Origin of the sequence: Variovorax sp. OV700, from assembly GCF_900099805.1 — a bacterium.
Classification (GTDB): Bacteria; Pseudomonadota; Gammaproteobacteria; order Burkholderiales; family Burkholderiaceae_C; genus Variovorax.
Genome location: NZ_FNDR01000025.1, coordinates 1 through 17,969, shown reverse-complemented (window position 1 = coordinate 17,969; position 17,969 = coordinate 1). Strand labels below are relative to the sequence as shown.

At 69.9% G+C, this 17,969-nt stretch carries 16 protein-coding genes, 2 pseudogenes and 1 riboswitch; of the genes and pseudogenes, 2 read left to right on the top strand and 16 right to left on the bottom strand.

Going from position 1 to position 17,969, the window contains the following annotated elements; genetic code table 11:
* Nucleotides 1-95 (bottom strand): annotated as a pseudogene (locus BLR24_RS31170) (type VI secretion system tube protein Hcp); the annotation flags it as partial.
* Between the two features lie 270 nt (nucleotides 96-365).
* Here BLR24_RS31170 and BLR24_RS30910 point away from each other — a divergent pair.
* Nucleotides 366-566: a hypothetical protein gene (locus tag BLR24_RS30910; protein ID WP_217636361.1), complete on the top strand. Its 201-nt coding sequence runs from the start codon at nucleotides 366-368 to the stop codon at nucleotides 564-566.
* 55 nt (nucleotides 567-621) lie between these two features.
* Here BLR24_RS30910 and cobF read toward each other — a convergent pair whose 3' ends face one another.
* The 5 genes from cobF to cbiE all read right to left on the bottom strand — a co-directional run bounded on the left by cobF (nucleotide 622) and on the right by cbiE (nucleotide 4,595).
* Nucleotides 622-1,392, bottom strand: a complete 771-nt coding sequence (gene cobF, locus BLR24_RS30050) for a precorrin-6A synthase (deacetylating) (protein ID WP_093024321.1) — start codon at nucleotides 1,390-1,392, stop codon at nucleotides 622-624.
* Between the two features lie 34 nt (nucleotides 1,393-1,426).
* Nucleotides 1,427-2,113, bottom strand: coding sequence for an energy-coupling factor ABC transporter permease (locus BLR24_RS30045; RefSeq protein ID WP_093024319.1), 687 nt, complete (start codon nucleotides 2,111-2,113; stop codon nucleotides 1,427-1,429).
* Nucleotides 2,114-2,191: 78 nt separating this feature from the next.
* A complete protein-coding gene (gene cobM / locus BLR24_RS30040; protein WP_093024317.1) occupies nucleotides 2,192-2,974 on the bottom strand; it encodes a precorrin-4 C(11)-methyltransferase in 783 nt (260 codons plus the stop codon).
* Nucleotides 2,971-3,387 carry a cobalamin biosynthesis protein gene (locus tag BLR24_RS30035; RefSeq protein WP_093024329.1) on the bottom strand — a complete coding sequence of 139 codons (417 nt, stop codon included), beginning with the start codon at nucleotides 3,385-3,387 and terminating at the stop codon, nucleotides 2,971-2,973. The genes cobM and BLR24_RS30035 overlap by 4 nt, the downstream gene beginning before the upstream one ends.
* Nucleotides 3,384-4,595 carry a precorrin-6y C5,15-methyltransferase (decarboxylating) subunit CbiE gene (cbiE, locus tag BLR24_RS30030; protein WP_093024315.1) on the bottom strand — a complete coding sequence of 404 codons (1,212 nt, stop codon included), beginning with the start codon at nucleotides 4,593-4,595 and terminating at the stop codon, nucleotides 3,384-3,386. Before cbiE ends, BLR24_RS30035 begins: the two co-directional genes overlap by 4 nt.
* Between cbiE and BLR24_RS30025 the strand changes: the two genes are divergently transcribed.
* A complete protein-coding gene (locus BLR24_RS30025) occupies nucleotides 4,594-5,367 on the top strand; it encodes a cobalt-precorrin-6A reductase (RefSeq protein WP_093024313.1) in 774 nt (257 codons plus the stop codon). The genes cbiE and BLR24_RS30025 overlap by 2 nt on opposite strands.
* Here the strand turns inward: BLR24_RS30025 and cobJ are convergent.
* The 10 genes and pseudogenes from cobJ to BLR24_RS30850 all read right to left on the bottom strand — a co-directional run.
* Nucleotides 5,328-6,143: a precorrin-3B C(17)-methyltransferase gene (gene cobJ, locus BLR24_RS30020; RefSeq protein WP_093024311.1), complete on the bottom strand. Its 816-nt coding sequence runs from the start codon at nucleotides 6,141-6,143 to the stop codon at nucleotides 5,328-5,330. The genes BLR24_RS30025 and cobJ overlap by 40 nt on opposite strands.
* Nucleotides 6,140-6,871 (bottom strand): precorrin-2 C(20)-methyltransferase, encoded by a 732-nt coding sequence (locus BLR24_RS30015; RefSeq protein ID WP_093024309.1) that lies wholly within the window; start codon nucleotides 6,869-6,871, stop codon nucleotides 6,140-6,142. Before BLR24_RS30015 ends, cobJ begins: the two co-directional genes overlap by 4 nt.
* On the bottom strand, nucleotides 6,868-7,494 hold the full coding sequence (locus tag BLR24_RS30010; protein ID WP_217636360.1) for a precorrin-8X methylmutase: 627 nt from the start codon (nucleotides 7,492-7,494) through the stop codon (nucleotides 6,868-6,870). The genes BLR24_RS30015 and BLR24_RS30010 overlap by 4 nt, the downstream gene beginning before the upstream one ends.
* Nucleotides 7,494-8,690 carry a hypothetical protein gene (locus BLR24_RS30005; protein ID WP_217636359.1) on the bottom strand — a complete coding sequence of 399 codons (1,197 nt, stop codon included), beginning with the start codon at nucleotides 8,688-8,690 and terminating at the stop codon, nucleotides 7,494-7,496. Before BLR24_RS30005 ends, BLR24_RS30010 begins: the two co-directional genes overlap by 1 nt.
* A 21-nt stretch (nucleotides 8,691-8,711) precedes the next feature.
* A complete protein-coding gene (locus BLR24_RS30000) occupies nucleotides 8,712-9,395 on the bottom strand; it encodes a vWA domain-containing protein (protein ID WP_254787667.1) in 684 nt (227 codons plus the stop codon).
* Complete coding sequence (locus BLR24_RS29995) at nucleotides 9,392-10,495, bottom strand: magnesium chelatase ATPase subunit I (protein WP_093024305.1); 1,104 nt, start codon at nucleotides 10,493-10,495, stop codon at nucleotides 9,392-9,394. Before BLR24_RS29995 ends, BLR24_RS30000 begins: the two co-directional genes overlap by 4 nt.
* Nucleotides 10,495-14,349, bottom strand: coding sequence for a cobaltochelatase subunit CobN (gene cobN / locus BLR24_RS29990; protein ID WP_093024302.1), 3,855 nt, complete (start codon nucleotides 14,347-14,349; stop codon nucleotides 10,495-10,497). The genes BLR24_RS29995 and cobN overlap by 1 nt, the downstream gene beginning before the upstream one ends.
* Nucleotides 14,350-14,372: 23 nt before the next feature.
* A complete protein-coding gene (gene cobW, locus BLR24_RS29985; RefSeq protein WP_093024300.1) occupies nucleotides 14,373-15,434 on the bottom strand; it encodes a cobalamin biosynthesis protein CobW in 1,062 nt (353 codons plus the stop codon).
* A 72-nt stretch (nucleotides 15,435-15,506) separates the two neighbouring features.
* On the bottom strand, nucleotides 15,507-16,823 hold the full coding sequence (locus BLR24_RS29980) for a cobyrinic acid a,c-diamide synthase CobB (RefSeq protein ID WP_093024298.1): 1,317 nt from the start codon (nucleotides 16,821-16,823) through the stop codon (nucleotides 15,507-15,509).
* 171 nt (nucleotides 16,824-16,994) lie between these two features.
* A riboswitch (cobalamin riboswitch) is annotated at nucleotides 16,995-17,249 on the bottom strand.
* Nucleotides 17,250-17,261: 12 nt separating this feature from the next.
* A pseudogene (locus BLR24_RS30850) lies at nucleotides 17,262-17,969 on the bottom strand (hypothetical protein); the annotation flags it as partial.

The window sequence follows — 17,969 nt, the reverse complement described above, 5'->3', positions numbered from 1 at the left end:
CATGCAAACGACTTGATATCCGTCCAGTCCTTGTGGTTCGAGTCCTTGGATTCGCCGTTTGCGCCCTCGACGCGCATGAACATGTCTACTGCCATTGAAACCTCCCGGTGGATGTGTCCTCGGACACGTTAAAAAGACGGACGCGCGCCTGCGGCAAGCGTCCAGCGCATGACGACGCTTCTTCACGCACGGGCAATCCATGCGATGGCCGGATTCGGCCTGAGAAGATCAGGGGTGTGCGAACCGCCGGCACCAAGCCATCCCGCTCAGTTCCGGTTCGCGCTTGACTTCCTCCCCAATGTCATTCACGCGCGGCACGAGCCGCTGGATCAGGGGGAGTCGGGTGGTCCGAAAGCTTCGACTCTGTGTTCGAGTACTTCGTCAGCCGCTCCCTCATATTTGCGAACGAATTTAACGAAGTCACACACGAAATGAAAGCAGGAAAAAGTTACCACCCCTGCAGAGGGATAGTCCTTGGGTTTTCAAGTCTGCCGAAGGCCGATCTCGATGGCGAAGCCGCCGGAATCCAGCTTGGGCGGATCGCTGCGCCAGCAATTGGCGAATGACGCGCGCCAGCAAGGCCGCGCATTCGATCCGTCGAACCGGCAAGACCTGGGAGAACTACACGCTCCGTCGAAGAAGGTAGCTGTCCATGATCCAGCCGTGCTCCTCGCGGGCTGCTGCGCGAAGCGCACAGATGCGTGGTCCCGTACTGGCCAGAGGGCCGGCAAGAAGCAATTGGTGCGGCATGCCGAGATAGGCTGCCCAGTAGATCTCGATGCCCTCCGGGGGTAGAACCTGAAAAGCGCTGGCACCGTCGAGCAGGACCACGACCGTGTCCAGGCCTGCCGGCCAGCCGCCGGCCCTCAACCGACGTCCAGTGGTGATCAGCACCGAGGCCCCGAGGGTGTTGAGCGGGATGGCGTGTGCGGCGGTCAGCAACTGAACGCTGCTCAGGCCGGGAATCACCTCGACCCGCAGTGCCATGCCAGCCGTTTGCAACCGTTCGGCAATGCGCATGCTGGAGTCGTAGAGCGCGGGGTCGCCCCAGACCAGCAGTGCCACGCGACCGCCATGAGGCAGGCATGCGGCGATCTGCTCCGCCCACACGGCCGCGATGGCCGCGTGCCACTCGTGCACGCCGTCGAGATAGCTGGGTGCGGCGATGTCGCGCACCGGCAGATCGAACTCGACCAGTCGGGCCTGACCGCTGAGATGCGTTGCGCAGATCTTGCGGCGCAAGTCGGCGAGCTCGGCCTTGTCGGCGCCCTTGCGCGGAATCAGGATGAGGTCGGCCCGGTTCAGTGCACCGATGGCCTGGAGCGTGAGATGCTCGGGATTGCCGGTGCCGATGCCAATCAGCATCAGCTCGATCGTGGAAACGGCATCCATCAGTGGGTCTGCGCGGCAATCGGCCAGCTCGTGGTCAGGCGGCGTGGTGCAGACGCCGCGCCAGCAGCACCGACCCGCCCTGCCCTGTCCGCCCGCGCAGCCTCTTGGCTGCTGCCAGCACGGCCAGGTCGACCAGCGGCTCCAGCAGCACCACCGTCATGTAGGCGGCGCCGAAGCTGCCCACGGCTTGCAGCGTTTCTGCCCCGAAGCCGCGGCCATAGATCGTCCAGAAGGCCACCCAGGTGACGATGCCTCCCTGGAACACCACCGACATCTTGAGCACATGCGCGTAGCCCAGCTCGACGTAGGGAAGCTTGGCCGGCAGCACCCGCTTGGCCACCGCCTGCATGGCGAACAGCGCGGCCAGCAAGGTGGTGACGTTCATGCCGTACTGCGGCAGGTCTTGCGGCTCGAAGAAGAGGCTCTGCAGCGCCAGCCCCGCGGCCAGGCCGATGGCGGTGGGCGCCGCGCCCAGAATCAGGAACAGCGACGATCCCAGGATGAGGTGAACCTCGGACACACCGACCGGCGCGTGCGGGAACACCTCGAAGAAGACGAAGACCAGCATGGCGGCGAGCGCGCTGCGCAGCAGCAGCGAGCCCGCACCCTCCTCGCGAATGTGGTTCAGGGACAGCTTCACTGCATAGAGCGCGCAGGCGCTCGCCGTGGCATAGGACAGCAGGATCTTGCTGCCGTCGACGATTCCGGGTTCCATGTGCATGGCGGGGCTCCGTAGGGTGAGTGCAGTCCGCTCCGCGGAGCTGCGAGGGGTTGATGGAAGGGAACGAGAAATGCGATGTCAGGTGCTTGGCGAATGGCCCGGTTCGGCGCGTGTCGGCCGGAACCGTCGATCGTAGTCGCCGGCATAGAGGCGGCTTTCGGCGAAGCCTTCTGCGGCCAGTGCGGGGCCGACGAGGATCAGCGCGGTGCGTTCCACGCCCTCGCCCATCGTCGCCTCGATGGTGGCCAAGGTCGCGCGGAAGATCTGCTCGTCCGGCCAGCTTGCACGATAGACCACGGCCACCGGACATTCGGCGCCGTAGAACGGCACCAGCTCTGCAACCACCTCGGCCAGCTTGTGGATGGACAGGTGCAAGGCGAGCGTGGCTCCGGTGGCGGCGAAGCCGGCCAAGGTCTCGCACGAGGGCATGGGCGACGCGCGGCCGGATGTGCGCGTCAGCACCACCGACTGCGCCAGGCCCGGCAGCGTGAGCTCCGCACCCAGCGCGGCCGCCGCGGCGGCGAACGAGGGCACGCCGGGCGTGACCGTGTAGGGGATGCCGGCGGCCCGCAGACGGCGCAATTGCTCGCCCATCGCCGACCACACGGACAGATCGCCCGAATGCAGCCGCGCCACGTCCTGCCCTGCCGCATGGGCTGCGACGAATTCGGCGACGATGGCATCGAGATCGAGTGGCGCCGTGTTGACGATGCGCGCGCCGGGTGGACAGTGCGCCAGGATTTCCTCAGGCACCAGCGAGCCGGCATAGAGGCAGACAGGGCAGCGGCCGATCAGGTCGCGCCCGCGCAAGGTCAACAGGTCTGGCGCACCGGGACCGGCGCCTATGAAGTGGATGGTCATGGTCGAAACTCCGGTTGTTGTGTTCGCGCGGCGATTGCGCAGGTGGCCAGGCGGTCGGTCGACACCACGCGTGGATGAAGCAGCGTCGCACCCGGACCGACGTGCATCAGGGCTGCCGCCAGGGCCGCGGCTTCGGCGGTGCTGCCGCTGCCGCGCAGCGCACGCAGCCGGGCGTGGTCGGTCAGGGTGACGGTGGCGTTCATCCGCGCAGCCTCCACGGCGCACACCGGCACGCCCAGCGCCTCGGCCAGCGCACGCAGGCACGGCGCGTCGGCCTTGTCCTGCGCAGCGGCGAGCCAGGCAATCGACTGCACCGGCAGCGTGGGTTGCAAGGCCGCGGCCGCGTGCGCCAACGCGTCGCGCAGCGACGCCAGCGTCGCGCCGCTTCTGAAACCGAAACCCGCCACCATCATCGCGTCGCACTCCATTGCACGATCGGGTAGGACGCGCGCCAGGCGCGCCGCGTCCCCAATGGCGCGGCCTCCGCCAGCTCGATGCGTGTCAGGCTGCCGCCAGCGCGCGCGTGCCAGTCGCTCAGCAGCGCTTCGGATTCCAGTGTCACGGCATGGGCCACCACGCGGCAGCCTTGCGGAAGCAAGCGCCACAGATGAGTCAGCATCGAGTCGCTGAGGCCGCCGCCGATGAAGACCGCATCCGGCGGCGGCAGGCCGGCCAAGGCTTCGGGTGCGCTGCCCGTCACCAAAGCGAGCCGATCGACCCCCAGCCGGTCGGCGTTGGCACGCAGCCGCATCGCGCGTTCGGGGTCGGCCTCGATGGCGACGGCCTCGCACCTCGGATGCGCCAGCAGCCATTCGATACCGATCGATCCGGAGCCCGCACCGATGTCCCACAGCCGCTCGCCGGGCCGCGGTGCCAGGGCGCACAGCGCCAGGGCACGCACCTTCTGCTTCGTGAGTTGGCCGTCGTGCGCAAATGCATCGTCCGGCAGGCCCGTGCTGCACGGCATGGCCATGCCCGTTCCGGCCAACTGCAAGGCTACCGCCACCGGATGCCGCACATCGGCCAGGTCGAAGGCGGACGCAGCGACGTCGCGCCGCCGCTCGTGCGGGCCACCCAGTGCTTCGAGCACGCTCATCGCGCTGGCGCCGAAATCGTTGTCGACGAGGTAGCGCGCGAGCGCCGTCACTGCGGCGCCATCGCGCAGCAGCAACAGCAGCCGCTCGCCCATGTGCAGGTGCGGTCGCAGGCGCGCCAGCGGCGCCGCGTGCAGACCCAGGCAGGTCACGTGCTCCAGCGGCCAACCCAGGCGCGCAGCCGCCAGGCCGAATGTCGATGCAGCGGGCAAGGCATGCCATTCGTGCGCGCCCAGATGGCGCGTCACCGAGCTGCCCGCGCCGAACCAGAACGGGTCGCCCGAGGCCAGCATCGCTACGCGGCGACCGCGCTGTGCCAGTAGGATCGGGATGCCATCGGCAAACGGCACCGGCCATTCGAGCCGCTCGGCGCGCAGATGGGGCAACAACGCCAGATGCCGGGCGCTGCCGGCCACCAGTTCGGCCGCATCGAGTGCCGCGCGGCTGGCCGAAGGCAGGCCCTCCCACCCGTCTTCGCCGAGCCCGATGATCGTCAACCACGGGGTAACTTCAGTGAATTCAGCCATGCGCAATGTCCTGGTTCTGGGCGGCACGCTCGAAGCGAGCGCGCTCGCGCGGGCGCTCGCCGAAAGAGGCGAACGCGCCGTGCTGTCCTATGCCGGCCGGGTGGCGCAGCCCAAGGCGCAGCCCATCGCCGTGCGCGTGGGTGGCTTCGGCGGCGTGGACGGCCTGGTGCGCCATCTGCGCGAAGCGCAGGTGACGCACGTCGTGGACGCCACCCATCCCTTCGCCGCGCGCATGAGCGCGAACGCGGTGGCGGCGTGCGCGGCGTGCGGCCTGCCCTTGCTGGCCTTGACTCGCCCCGCCTGGCAGGCAGGTCCGGGCGACCGCTGGCAGACCGTGCCCGATCTGCCCGCGGCCGTCGCCGCGCTGAGCGGGCCACCGCAGCGCGTGATGCTGGCCTTGGGCCGCATGCACCTGTCCGCCTTCGCGGCACAGCCGCAGCACCACTACATCCTGCGGCTGGTCGACTTGCCCGAAGTGCGGCCGCCCTTGCCGCAACACACGGTCATCGTCTCGCGCGGGCCCTTCGACCTGGAGGGCGACATCGCCCTGCTGCGCGCGCAGCGCGTGGACGTCCTGGTCTGCAAGAACGCCGGCGGCGCCGGTGCAGAGGCCAAGCTGCACGCCGCGCGCGAGCTCGAGCTGCCAATCGTGATGGTGGCGCGGCCACCGCTGGCCGCGCGACAGGAAGTGACGCGCGTGGCCGAGGTGCTGCTGTGGCTGGAGGCAGCGCATCATGCGCCCACCTCGCGCGGCGCCGAGCGCGGCGTGTAGACCCAGGGTCGGCCCTCGCGGGCAATGACCCGCGTCAGACTGGAGCCGACGATGACGACGGTACGCATGTCGGCCATTTCGGGCTGTGCATCTTGCAGTGCGACCACGCGGATGGTCTCGTCGGGCGTGGACACGGCACGGGCGAAGATCACCGGACGCGCCGGGCTTCCCGCCGCTGCGCAGGCCTCGCGAAGGACGTCCAGCGTTCGGGCGAAGCCGCTCGGGCGAGACACGGAGCGCGGGTTGTAGAAGGCCATCGCGAAGTCGGCCTGCACCGCCAGCCGCAGACGGCGTTCCACCAGGGCCCAGGGCTTCAGGTTGTCCGACAGGTTGATGGCGCAGAAGTCGTGGCCCAGCGGCGCTCCGGCGCGCGCGGCGGCAGCCAGCATCGCGGTGATCCCGGGCAGCACGCGCACGTCCAGCAGGCGCCACGCGGCATCGCCCGCCTCCACCGCCTCGAACACCGCGGAGGCCATCGCGAACACACCCGGGTCGCCCGACGACACCACCACCACGCGCCGGCCTTCGGCGGCCAGGCGCAGCGCGTGGGCGGCGCGTTCCAGCTCGACGCGGTTGTCGCTCGCGTGCAGCCTGAGTCCGGCGCGCGGCGCCACCCGGGCCACGTAGGGGATGTAGCCAACCACGTCGGTGGCATCGGCCAGGGCCGCGCTCACCTCGGGTGTCACGCAGCCATCGGCGCCCGGGCCGAGCCCGGCGATGACCAGCCAGCCCGCGGCATGCGTTGGCACCGTGGCTGCGTTCGTCGCCACGCTCATGGCCGCCGTCCTTGCCCATGCACCAGCACGATCGAAAAGTAGGGCGTGATGCGGCCTTCGGCCTCCGCAAGCCGCATCACCTTCTGACCCGGCATGGTGGCGAACTCGACCAGCCAGGCGTCCTGCAGTCGACCCGCCGTCGTCAATGCACGGCGCACCTTGTCGATGTGGCGACCAATCTTCATCACGACCAGCGCCTCGCTGTCGGCCATGTGGCGCGCGAGCCGCGCTTCGGGCAGCGTGCCCATCAGCACGGTCAACACGTCGTCGCCCCAGGTGATGGGCTGGCCGGTGGCCGTCCATGCACCCGACATGCCGGTGATCGCCGGCACCACCTGCACCGGGTGGGTCTCGATCAGCCGGGTGTAGAGGTGCATGAACGAGCCATAGAAGAACGGATCGCCCTCGCACAGCACGACCACGTCGTGGCCGGCGTCCGACAGCGCCCGCAGCTGCGAGGCGCACTCGGCATAGAAGGCGGACAGCAGCTGGTTGTAGGCCGGATCGTCCACCGGGATCTCGGTGGTGACGGGGTATTCCATCGCATGTTCCGTCACTGCTTCGGGCAGCAGATCGTCCACGATGCGGCGCGCCTGCCCGGGCCGGCCGGCCTTGCGAAAGTAGGCGACGTGGGTCGCGCGCTGCAACAGGCGGTGCGCGCGCACGGTCATCAGGTCCGGATCCCCGGGGCCCAGGCCCAGTCCGTACAGGGTGCCGCGCGGGTTCATTCCAGACGACTCCCCAGCGCGTTGATTGCCGCCACCGTGATGGCACTGCCGCCCAGGCGTCCGGCCACGATGCAACAGGGCGCGGGCTGTTCGGCCCACAGCGCGTCTTTCGATTCCGCCGCGCCGACGAAGCCGACCGGACAACCGATGATTGCCGCCGGTCGCGGGCAGGCTGGATCTTGCAGCATGTTCAGCAGATGGAACAGGGCCGTCGGTGCATTGCCGATGGCCACCACGGCGCCCTGCAGCCGAGGTCGCCACAGTTCCAGCGCGGCGGCAGACCGGGTGGTCGACATGGCCGCAGCCAGACCGGGCACCTGCGGGTCGTGCAAGGTGCACACCACCTCGTTGCCCCCCGGCATGCGCGAGCGGGTCACGCCTTCGCTGACCATGCGTGCATCGCACAGGATGGGTGCACCGGCCGCCAGCGCCGCGCGCGCCGAACGGGTGAAGCCGGGCTGGAAGCGCAGCTGCGCTTCCAGCCCGATCAGGCCAGCCGCGTGGATCATGCGCACCGCGACGGGCTCGTCGTCGGCATCGAAGCGCGAGAGATCGGCCTCGGCCCGGATCATGGCGAAAGAGCGACGGTAGATTTCCGCGCCATCGGTTTCAAAGACGTGCATCAGGGCATTCCGAGGAGTGAGCACAAGGTTTCAGGAGACAGTCGGGTTTGCACGGGCGCGTCCCAGGCGCATCCGCTGCGCACGAGATCGAAGGCGCCGTTGCGGCCCACCAAGGTGGCATCGGCCGGGCGCGCACGTGCGCAGCCCTTGGCGCAGCCGGACACGTGCAGGCTGCGGGGTGCACTGGCGCCCGCCGCCGCCAGCCCCGAAGCAAGTGCGCGCGCGACCGCATGGGTCGCCACCGTTGCCGAGGCACACGAAGGCGCACCGGGGCAGGCATCGACGCGCAGCAAGGGATCGCCGGCCACGGTGATGAAAGCGCTCGCGTCGCACCACCGGCCCCCTTCCAGGACCATGGCGCGATGCGGCGTCAGGCGCAGCGCCACGGCGCCGCTGTCGCGCAACAGCGTGGCCAGGGCCGCAGCCTCGATCTGTCCGAAAGGCACGCCGTAGACCGGTCCGAGCGAGGACATGCCGGGTGGGGGCAGCGAGGCCGAAGCGGCCGCGGGCTCGAGCGGCTGCGGGCCGTCGGCCCAACTGAAGATCTGTTGATGGCGACGCATTCGCCGCGATGCCGGTTCGACTGCCTCGGCCGTCGCCGCAAACCAGTCGGCCATCGCCAGTGCCGCATCCACCGCCCCGGCGCGGGACACGGGATGTCCGGCCGCTGCGCCGTCGGCGCGCACCACCAGGCCACCCGAGCGGGCCCGCTCGATACGCACGTCGGCCGGGGCCGCAGCCAGGACCGGCGCCGGTCCCGCATCCACCGCGAACCCGAATTTGGGCGGCAGCGCGGGCAATTCGTTCAGGCGCGACAACAATTCCGTGGCGATGCCTTCGGTGTCATCGCCCGCTTGCCAGCAAGGCGCCACGAGAACCAGCGGCCAGGCTTCTCGCGTGGCGTCCGCATCGGCCAGGCCCAGGGCGCAGAGTGCATCGATCACCGCGCCGTGGGCGTCGGGCGTCACGCCACGCAACTGCAGGTTGGCGCGATGGGTCAGGTCGATGAGTCCTGAGCCCAGGCGCGAGGCCAGCTCGCACAACCCCAGGGCCTGGGCGCACGTCAAGCGCGCCAGCTGCGGCCGCACCCGCACCAGCAGGCCATCGCCCGAAGCCATGGCGCGATGCGCGCCGGGGCACCAGCCCTTGGCGGCAGGGCGCAGTGCGGCAGACGCTGGGTGAGCTGCGTGTGACATGGTTCTACTTTGTTCGTGGGGTCACGCGGGTCGGCTGGCGAGGCGATGTTCCGCGCCCCAGCGCTGCGCCCAGGCGGCGCAGCGGCCGATGGCGCGCGCGGCGTCGTCGAAATCGATGATGACGACATGCCGCGGGGCCTCGGGTGCCGCCGGCTGCTCCAGCGTCCGGCCATCGGTCAACAGCCAGAGCCAGGATTCGGCCGGGCCGTCGCGACGCTCGGCGCGGCGCAGCACCTTGTCGGCCTGTGCCAGGGCATGCGCCAGCGGCGTGCCGCCGCCACCGCCCAGCGCTCGAACCTTTTCGCTGCAAGACGCGCGCGCCCGACCGGGCGGCAGCCGCAACTCGACGCCCTGACCGCCGAAGCTCAGCATGGCCACGCTGTCGCCGGCGCGCGCGGCCTGCTCGATCAGCCAAGTGGCGTGCCCCTTGGCCAGCGCCAGTCGCCCGCGCTGACGCATCGAGCCCGAGGTGTCGAGCACGATCAGGTGCAGACGCGCCGGTTGCACCGAGCGCTGGCTGTAGCGCAGATGCCCGCCTTGCAAAGGCTGCGGGCCCTTGGCCAGCAGGGTGGGCAACCATGCGATGGCCGCCCGCGAAGGCCCGGCATCCGGACGTGCAGGCGGCGCCAGCAACGGCTGCCGGGCTGGATTCAGCCACCGCAGACCTCCGCGCCCGGCGCGCATGAGGCGGCTGCGGTGGCTCACGCTTTTTTTGCGGGCCACCCTCCTACGGGCTGCACGCGGGCAGTGGCTTCGGGAATCGGCGGCAGCGCACCCCAGTCGCCCATGGGGGAGCTGTTGGCGGACGGTGCGGAACTGCCGGTCGATCCGGTGGATGTCGGCGCGGCCTGCCGCATGTCGGCTTTCGGCTCCGGCGCCGGGCTGCTCCTGCTCTCCTCCCGTCGATGGGCCAGTGCCAGTTCCGCCACCGCATCGACATCGTCCGTCGTGACTTCGGTGCGGCCCTCGAATGCAGCGAGCGCACGCGCCGCTCTCAGCATCACCAGGTCGGCCCGCATGCCGTCCACGCCAGCCGCTAGCGCGCATTCCGCAGCGCGCTGCAGCACGGCATCCGACCACGCCAGGCGCGCCAGCCCGGCGCGGGCTGCAACGACCGCCGCAGCCAGGCGGGCCTGTTCACCGGCATGGGCTTCGGCCACCCCGATCGGGTCTTCGTCGAAGCGCAAACGCGCGCGCACGATCGCCATCCGCTGCGCGGCTTCGCTCGGGTTGGCCAGCGCCACCGACAGGCCGAAACGATCCAGCAACTGGGGGCGCAGTTCGCCTTCCTCGGGATTCATGGTTCCGACCAGCACGAAGCGTGCGGCGTGCTGTTGCGAAATGCCGTCGCGCTCGACGGTGTTCACGCCGCTGGCGGCGACATCGAGCAACGCGTCGACCAGTGTGTCGGGCAGCAGGTTGACCTCATCGACGTACAGCACGCCATGGTGGGCGCGAGTCACGAGCCCCGGTGCCAGCCGCAGCCGCCCGTCGCGCAGCACGTCCTCGACGTCCAGCGTTCCCACCAGCTGCTCGACGGTGGCGGACAGCGGCAAGGTGACGAAGGGCGCCACCGACGAGGCGGCCGTCGGCGGCAGCAACGCGGCCAAGGCCCGCGCCGCGGTCGACTTCGCGGTGCCGCGCGGTCCGCTGATGAGCACGCCGCCGATGCCGGGGTCGATGGCGGCGAGCAACAGCGCGCGCTGCAGCATGGGTTGACCGATCAGCGCACTGAAGGGGAAGGTCGTGCGACTGGCGGACTCGAGCTTGGGGCCGGCGATCGCTTCGGTGGAATAAGGTGTCATCAGAGCGGCCCTTCGCCGTGGTCCTCGAGCCGGCGCTCCAGCGCCAGAAGGTGGTGTTCGATGCGTTCGCGGTGGTCGCCGGCCTCTTGCCACAAGCCGCGCCGCATGGCGTCCAGCAGGCGTTCGCCAATGCTGCGCAAGGCCAGCGGGTTGTGCCGCTGGAGGAACTCGCGCGTCGTGTCGTCGTGCAGGTAGGCGTCGGCCACCAGCGCGTACTGGTGATCGCCGACCACGCCCGTGGTGGCGCTGTACGCGAACAGGTTGTCCACGGTGGTGGCGATCTCCGCCGCGCCCTTGTAGCCGTGCCGCCGCACGCCGTCCAGCCACTTCGGGTTGACGGCGCGCGACCGCACCACGCGCGCGACCTCTTCGCGCAGGCTGCGGATGCGCGGCGACCCCGGCACGCTGAAATCGCCGTGGTAGAGCGCAGCCGGGGCGCCCGCAAGATGCGCCACGGCGGCCGCCATCCCGCCCTGGAACTGGGCGTGATCCGCAGCGTCGAGCACGTCGTGCTCGCGGTTGTCCTGGTTGTGCAGCACCGCATCGAGCTGCCCCAGGCGTTGCTCGAACGAGGCGCGCGCGGCAGCGCCGTGTTCGCCCTGCCCGTAGGCAAAGGCGCCGGCCTGCAGATAGGCCTGGGCGATGTCGGCACCGTGTTGCCACCGACCGCTGTCCAGCACCTCCTGCACGCCCACGCCATAGCCGCCTGGGCGCGGGCCGAACACGCGCCACGTGGCCTGGCGCCGCGCCTGGTCGACGGGTTGGCCGGCCGCCAGGGCCTCGGCGGCCTCGCGCCGCACGCGGGCACGAATCGGGTTCACCTCGTCGGATTCATCGTCTTCGCTGATCGCGGCCACCGCGCGCACGGCCGTGTCGAAAAGGTCGATCACGTTGGGAAAGGCATCGCGGAAGAACCCCGACACGCGCAGCGTCACGTCCACACGCGGCCGATGGCGCACAGCCATCGGCAGCACTTCGATGTCGATCACGCGCGCGCTGCCGTCGGCCCACTTCGGCCGCACGCCCAGCAGCGCGAAAGCCTGCGCCACGTCTTCGCCGCCGGTGCGCATGGTGCTGGTGCCCCAGACGGACAAGCCCACCTCGCCAGGCATCGCGCCGTGGTCTTGCAGGTGTCGCTCGATCAGTCTTTCCGCCGCGGCCGCACCCATGGCGTAGGCCGTGGGCGTGGGCACGGCACGGGTGTCGACGCTGTAGAAATTGCGTCCGGTCGGCAGCACATCGGGCCGGCCGCGCGACGGCGCACCGCTCGGGCCGGGGGGCACGAAGCGTCCGGCCAGGCCTCGCAGCAATTGCGTCATTTCCTGGGGGCCGCAGGCATCGAGGCGAGGGGCCAGCACCTCCTTCAGGCGCTGCAGCACCGGTGCCGCATGCGGCCAGGCACGGGCATCGAAGGCGTCATGCGCAGCGCCCGCCCGGGCGTCGCCGGACACCGCCTGCACCGCCACCAGGCGCGCGGCCAGCAGCTCCAGCCGCTCGCGCGTGTGGCCGGCGTGGCGCCATGCCTCGGCACTGAGCGCTTGCAACACCTTCGGCCGCGGACCGTGCCACGGCGCGGCCCAGTCCGGCCCCAGAGCGCTGAAGCCGTCCGCGCCCTCCACGCCAAGGTCTTGCGCCAGCGCGACCAGCAGGCTCTTCTGGCTGGCGGCCGTGCCGCCCGGAAAACGCGCCAGCGCCAGCAGCGTGTCGATGCGCTGGCGGCCTTGCGGCGAACGTCCCAGCACATGCAGGCCGTCACGAATCTGGGATTCCTTGATCTCGCAAAGATAGGCGTCCAGCCCCTGCAACAGGCGCTCCCGGGCGCTCTCGTCGGTCGGCCGCGCGAAACCCAGTTCCTCGTGCAAGCCTTCGCGCACGGTGCGTCCGAGGATGTCCTCGCGCAGCAGCCGCGCGCGGCGCGGGTCGAGCGACAGGGCTTCGTAGTACTCGTCCATCTGCCGCTCCAGCTGCTGCAGCGGGCCGTAGGTCTCGGCGCGCGTCATGGCCGGCATCAGGTGGTCGATGATCACGGCCTGGGTCCGCCGCTTGGCCTGGCTCCCTTCGCCCGGGTCGTTGACGATGAAGGGATAGAGATGCGGCAGCGGGCCCAGGATGGCGTCTGGCCAGCACGCCTCGCTCAGTGCCACGCTCTTGCCCGGCAGCCACTCGAGATTGCCGTGCGTGCCCACATGCACCATCGCGTCGACCGCGAAGGCGCGGCGCAGCCAGAAGTAGAAGGCCAGGTAGTGGTGGGGCGGCACCAGGTCCGCGTCGTGGTAGGTGGCCGCCAGGTCCACGGCACGCCCGCGCGCCGGCTGAATGCCGACGAAGACGTGGCCGAAGCGCAGGCCGGCAATCGTGAAGCGCCCGCTGCGCAGCGACGGCTCTTGCTCGGGCGCGCCCCACCGGGCGTTGACCGCCGCCCTGCTGTCGGCGGGCAATCGATTGAAATCTTCCAGGTAGTCGGCCATGGACAGGCTCTGCGCGGCGGGCCGGCCGCCATTGGCGTCGCTGTTGTTGGTGATGCCGCGCAACAGCGCGGCGATCAGGGCGTCGCCGCTGGCCGGCAGATCCCCGGTCAGGTACCCCGCGGCCTGCAGTTCCTGCAACACCAACACGGTCGACGCCGGCGTGTCCAGCCCGACGCCATTGGCGATGCGCGCATCGTCGATCGGGTAGTTGGCCAGGATCAGCGCGATCCGCTTGTCGGCGTTGGGCTTGTCGCGCAGCACGCACCAGCGGCGTGCCAGTTCGGCCACGAAGGCCATTCGGCCGGGCTCGGCCTCGTAGCGAAGTACGTCGAGCTCGGTGTGCTCGCAGCGCCGGGCCACGCCTTTGAAGCTGATGGCGCGCGTAAGGATGCGCCCATCCACCTCGGGCAGTACCACCTGCATGGCCAGATCGCGCGGCGCAAGGCCGTGCGGGTCGGCCAGCCATTGCTCCTGCGTGCCGCCGGCAGTAATGAGCTGCAGCACGGGGGCGTCCCCGGCCAGCGTGGCCAGCGACATGTCGCCGTCGCCTGCGCTCCCATCGTCGCGGCCGTCGATGGACGCCACCGCGAAGCTGGTCGCGTTCAGCACGATCGCCACGCGGTGTTCCGCGACCAGGGCCTGCACCGCGGCGTGGCTGTCGGGGTTCTTGAGCGAATCCACGGCGAGTGCCACCGCGTTCAGGTCGGCGGCCGACAGCGCTTCCAGCATGGCGTCGAACACGGCCGTGTTGCCCGCCTGCAGATGGGCGCGGTAGAACAGCAGCAGCGCCACCGGCGCGCCTGCCTTCCAGGTGGCGCGGCCGGCAGCCTCCTGCGGCCGATAGCGCACGGCCGAAGGCAGGGGCACCGGCTGCGCCGGCCGGCTGCCCAGCCCGAACGCCGCATGGCCGATCAGCGAGAAGAAGGCCTTCGCATTGTCGAGCCCTCCTTCGCGCAGGCACCGCCAAAGATGGCGGCAATCCTCGTGCGGCGCGCTGCTGCGCATGAGCAGCTGCATGTCTTCGGAGGCATCGCCCGAGAATATCGCCAGCCATTGACCGCGTTCGCGTGCCGAGGACATGGCGCGCTCCACCAGGTAGGCCCAGTCGCTCGGGGCACCCAGGTGGTCGATCACCACCACGCGGGCATGGCGCAGCACGTCGTCGACATACATGTCCACGGAAGCCGGCTGACGAAGCCACATCAGGTTGGCCAGGCGCACGCTGGGATAGTCGGCGCCCATCTGCCCGGCCGCGTCGGCGAGCAGCGACAGGGTGGTGTCGGCGGCGCTGAGCACGACCACCGAGGCGGGCGTCTGCGCCACGCGCACGACGCCTTGGCCGCCGTCTTCGACGTGGCCGCCGGGGCGGGTGGACAGCAGATGCATGAAGGGCTTTCGGCGACGACGCGTCAGGCCACCGCGGCCACGCCAAGCGCCGCGTCCAGCTCGGCTTGCAAGGCTGCCGCATCGAGGCCTGCCCCGATCAGCACCAGGCGCGTCTGCCGAGCCTCGTCGGCGCGCCAGGGCCGGTCGAAGTAGCTGTCGAAGCGCGTGCCGACGCCTTGCACCACCAGCCGCATCGCTGCGCCGGGCAATGCGACGAAGCCTTTGGCCCGATAGATCTCGTGGCGCTCGACCAGACTCTGCAAGGCGGCCAGCAAGCGGCCGCGGTCAGGGACCTGCAGGGTCACCGAGACTGAGTCGAAGGCGTCGTGGTCGTGGTCTTCCTCCTCGTCGTGGTGAGTCTTGCGCTGATCGATCGCATCCTCCACCGCCCGCTCCATGCCCAGCAGCACACCCAGGTCGATGCGCCCGTGCTGCGCATGCACCAGCTTCACGCCTGTCGCGGTCTCGGCGCGAATGACGGCCTCCACGCCGGCCAGCGTCGCCGCGTCGAGCCCATCCGTCTTGTGCACGACCACCAGATCGGCGGTCGCGAGCTGGTCTTCGAACAACTCCGACAAGGGCGAATCGTGGTCGAGGTTCTCGTCAGCGCGGCGCTGGACGTCGACCGCCAGCGGGTCGTCCGCGAAGCGGCCGGCGGCCACGGCCGGTGCATCCACCACCGTGATCACCGCGTCCACCGTGAATGCGTTGCGCAGCGCCGGCCACTGGAAGGCCTGCACCAGGGGCTTGGGCAGGGCCAGGCCCGAGGTCTCGATGACCAGGTGATCGATCTGATCGCGCCGCGCGGCCAGTTGCTCCATCACCGGCGCAAACTCTTCCTGCACGGTGCAGCACAGGCAGCCGTTGGCCAGCTCGAACAACTGGCCGTCCGGCGCCCCGGTCTCGTCGCAGCCGATGCCGCAGCCGCGCAGCAACTCGCCGTCGATGCCCAATTCGCCGAACTCGTTGACGATGACCGCGATGCGCCGGCCCTGGGCGTTCTGCAACAGGTGGCGCAGCAGCGTGGTTTTACCGCTGCCGAGGAAGCCGGTGACGATGGTGGCGGGGATCTTGCGGCTTTGCATGGGCGTGGGAGTCGAGGTTTGCATGGGCTGTGGAGGTTCTGTGGGGTCGCGTGCGGAGTTGCCAGCGCGCGATCAGGGCTTGAACAACGCTGCGATGGCCGCCGGATTGCTCGGAAAGTACAGATGCATGAAGGACGCGAAAAGGCGTTTCTGGCGAAAGACCGCTTCGGCCTGGCCGTGGTGGCGCCGGGCCCGCGTGTGCAGTGCAACCGGCGCGCGCGTGTCGATGCGGGCGTGATGAAAAGTGTGGCCGCGGACCTCGCCTTCGGGCAGCTCCAGACTGTGCATGCCGAGGTTGACGAGCCGGTCGGACATCACGCCCTGCCCTGGCAGCAAACCCAGCATGGGCGCCTTGTGGCCAGCAGCGTCGCTCAGCGACTCCAGCAGCACCAGCATGCCGCCGCACTCCGCGACCATCGGGCGGCCCGCGGCATGGTGCGCAGCGATGGATTCGCGGGTCACTGCATTGCCGGCCAGCGCTTGCAAGTGCAGTTCCGGGTAGCCGCCCGGAAGGTACAGCGCGTGCGCTTCTTGCGGCACCGGTTCGTTGGCCAGCGGCGAAAAGAAGCGCAGTTGCGCGCCCAGGGTGCGCAGAAGGTCGAGATTGGCAGAGTAGACGAACGAGAAGGCGGCATCTTGCGCGATGGCGATGGTGACGCCGGCGAGCGAGACGGGCAGACCTGAATCCGAAGCCGAGCGCAGCGGCGCGTTGAATTCCACGGCGGGCGGCATCGGCAGCGCCCCGTCGTCGGCAAGCGCAAGCGCGGCGGCTGCGATGCGCTCGGCGATGTCGTCGACCTCGCCGGCCTGCACGAGGCCGAGGTGACGCGACGGCAACGCGTAGTGCCCGCCGCGCGGCAGCGCGCCGTACCAGACCATGCCGGCCGGCAGGCTCTCGCGCACCATCTGCGCATGGCCCGCGCTGCCCACGCGATTGGCCAGCACGCCCGCCAGCTGCAGGCCGGGGCGATAGGTCGCCAGCCCGTGGGCGACTGCGCCAAAGGTCTGCGCCATCGACGATGCATCGATCACGGCCAGCACGGGCAGTCCGAAATGCAGCGCCAGATCGGCACTCGACGGCGTTCCGTCGTGCAGCCCCATCGCGCCTTCGACCAGGATCAGGTCGGCCTCCGCAGCCGCACTGTGCAGGAGCTCGGCACAGTGCGCCTCCCCTCCCATCCACAAGTCGAGCTGCTGCACCGGCGCGCCGCTGGCACGCTCGAGGACCATGGGGTCGAGAAAATCCGGCCCGGTCTTGAACACGCGCACGCGCCGGCCCTTGCTGCGATGCCAATGCGCCAAAGCGGCAGTGACGGTGGTCTTGCCTTGGCCCGAGGCCGGGGCCGTGACCAGCAGCGCGGGACAGCGGAAGGCTGCGGGTGCAATCATCCTTCGACCCTCATCGGCCTGCCGGACACTCGCAGCAGCGCATGAACGTCATCGCAGAGCGGCGTGAGCCAGGGCCATGTCGCCTGAAGGGTGCGGGTCATAGAGAAAATATCGCGCCAGCCATGCTCACCCGCTTCCCCGCAGGTACGCACCACAAGGCGCGCCGCTCGCGCAGCGCGCCGCCTCGTTGGCCGGTATCCGGGCTGGCGAAGACGACCCGTGTTCCCTTCCCAGGCCGCGCAGATTGCGCGGATTGCCTAGTGGGCTATAGACACGAGCGGCGAGCACGAGGGCTCACGTTCGCTTACCGTTGCGGGGGCAGCTCAGGTTAGGGCGCGCGATGGCTTGCCGCACCACCCCTCCTGATTCCCGTTGAACTGCTTCGACCGGAAAGACGAAGCGAGCACCAACGGTGCTGATCATAGCGGACACCTCCACTCATGCGGTGCGCCGACCGGTTGTCTCGCGCGCCGCCGCCTTGGGCACCAGGGCGCGCCAGCCGATGACGCACGATGTGATGCACAAGGCGATGCCCAGGGCAGACAGGATCAGCACCAACGCCTCGCGCAGCCAAGGTCGTTCGCGCAGCGGCTCGAAATCGAGGCTGTGCAATCCCTGGTACATGAACCGCTGCCATCGTCCCGACCGGTCGACCCGCAACAGCACCCTGCCCGAAGCGGGATCGGCATAGAGGTCCGTGCCGTCGGACCAATGCGCGCGCCAGACCGGCAAGGGCCGGCCCTCCGAGGCTTCGGCCGAGCGTGGATTCTTCGCGTAGTAGGCATCGTCGTAGCGATCCATCCGCACGACGCTTGACGCAGGCCCGTCTACGCCACGCAGATGCCGCAGGACGCCCGACATCAGCGCATCCGGCAGTGCCGGATCCAATGTCGATGCGGCGCTCGCGTCGTCCGCGCGCACCCACCACCGCCGGTCCGTGCCCTGGATGCGGTACCAAACTTGCCCGTCGATTCGAAGCCGCTCGAGTTCCAACGCCTGCGCACCGTCCCCCCGGCTTGCGACTGCAGCCAGGGCTAGCTGCGGCGTCACGACGGCACCCCGGTCGGCACCGAGCCAGCGGTCGCGCTCGGCGGCCGAAAGTCCCCGTGAAGAGAACACTCCGTAAGGATTCATCGACATCAGGCC

Coding starts and splice junctions, on each gene's coding strand:
- BLR24_RS30025 (WP_093024313.1), top strand. CDS start 4,594: ATGCGCAATGTCCTGGTTCTGGGCGGCACGCTCGAAGCGAGCGCGCTC.
- BLR24_RS30035 (WP_093024329.1), bottom strand. CDS start 3,387: ATGATGGTGGCGGGTTTCGGTTTCAGAAGCGGCGCGACGCTGGCGTCG.
- cobM (WP_093024317.1), bottom strand. CDS start 2,974: ATGACCATCCACTTCATAGGCGCCGGTCCCGGTGCGCCAGACCTGTTG.
- BLR24_RS30045 (WP_093024319.1), bottom strand. CDS start 2,113: ATGCACATGGAACCCGGAATCGTCGACGGCAGCAAGATCCTGCTGTCC.
- BLR24_RS29995 (WP_093024305.1), bottom strand. CDS start 10,495: ATGACACCTTATTCCACCGAAGCGATCGCCGGCCCCAAGCTCGAGTCC.
- BLR24_RS30010 (WP_217636360.1), bottom strand. CDS start 7,494: ATGCACGTCTTTGAAACCGATGGCGCGGAAATCTACCGTCGCTCTTTC.
- cobJ (WP_093024311.1), bottom strand. CDS start 6,143: ATGAGCGTGGCGACGAACGCAGCCACGGTGCCAACGCATGCCGCGGGC.
- BLR24_RS29980 (WP_093024298.1), bottom strand. CDS start 16,823: ATGATTGCACCCGCAGCCTTCCGCTGTCCCGCGCTGCTGGTCACGGCC.
- cbiE (WP_093024315.1), bottom strand. CDS start 4,595: ATGGCTGAATTCACTGAAGTTACCCCGTGGTTGACGATCATCGGGCTC.
- cobW (WP_093024300.1), bottom strand. CDS start 15,434: ATGCAAAGCCGCAAGATCCCCGCCACCATCGTCACCGGCTTCCTCGGC.
- BLR24_RS30015 (WP_093024309.1), bottom strand. CDS start 6,871: ATGAACCCGCGCGGCACCCTGTACGGACTGGGCCTGGGCCCCGGGGAT.
- cobF (WP_093024321.1), bottom strand. CDS start 1,392: ATGGATGCCGTTTCCACGATCGAGCTGATGCTGATTGGCATCGGCACC.
- BLR24_RS30005 (WP_217636359.1), bottom strand. CDS start 8,690: ATGTCACACGCAGCTCACCCAGCGTCTGCCGCACTGCGCCCTGCCGCC.
- cobN (WP_093024302.1), bottom strand. CDS start 14,349: ATGCATCTGCTGTCCACCCGCCCCGGCGGCCACGTCGAAGACGGCGGC.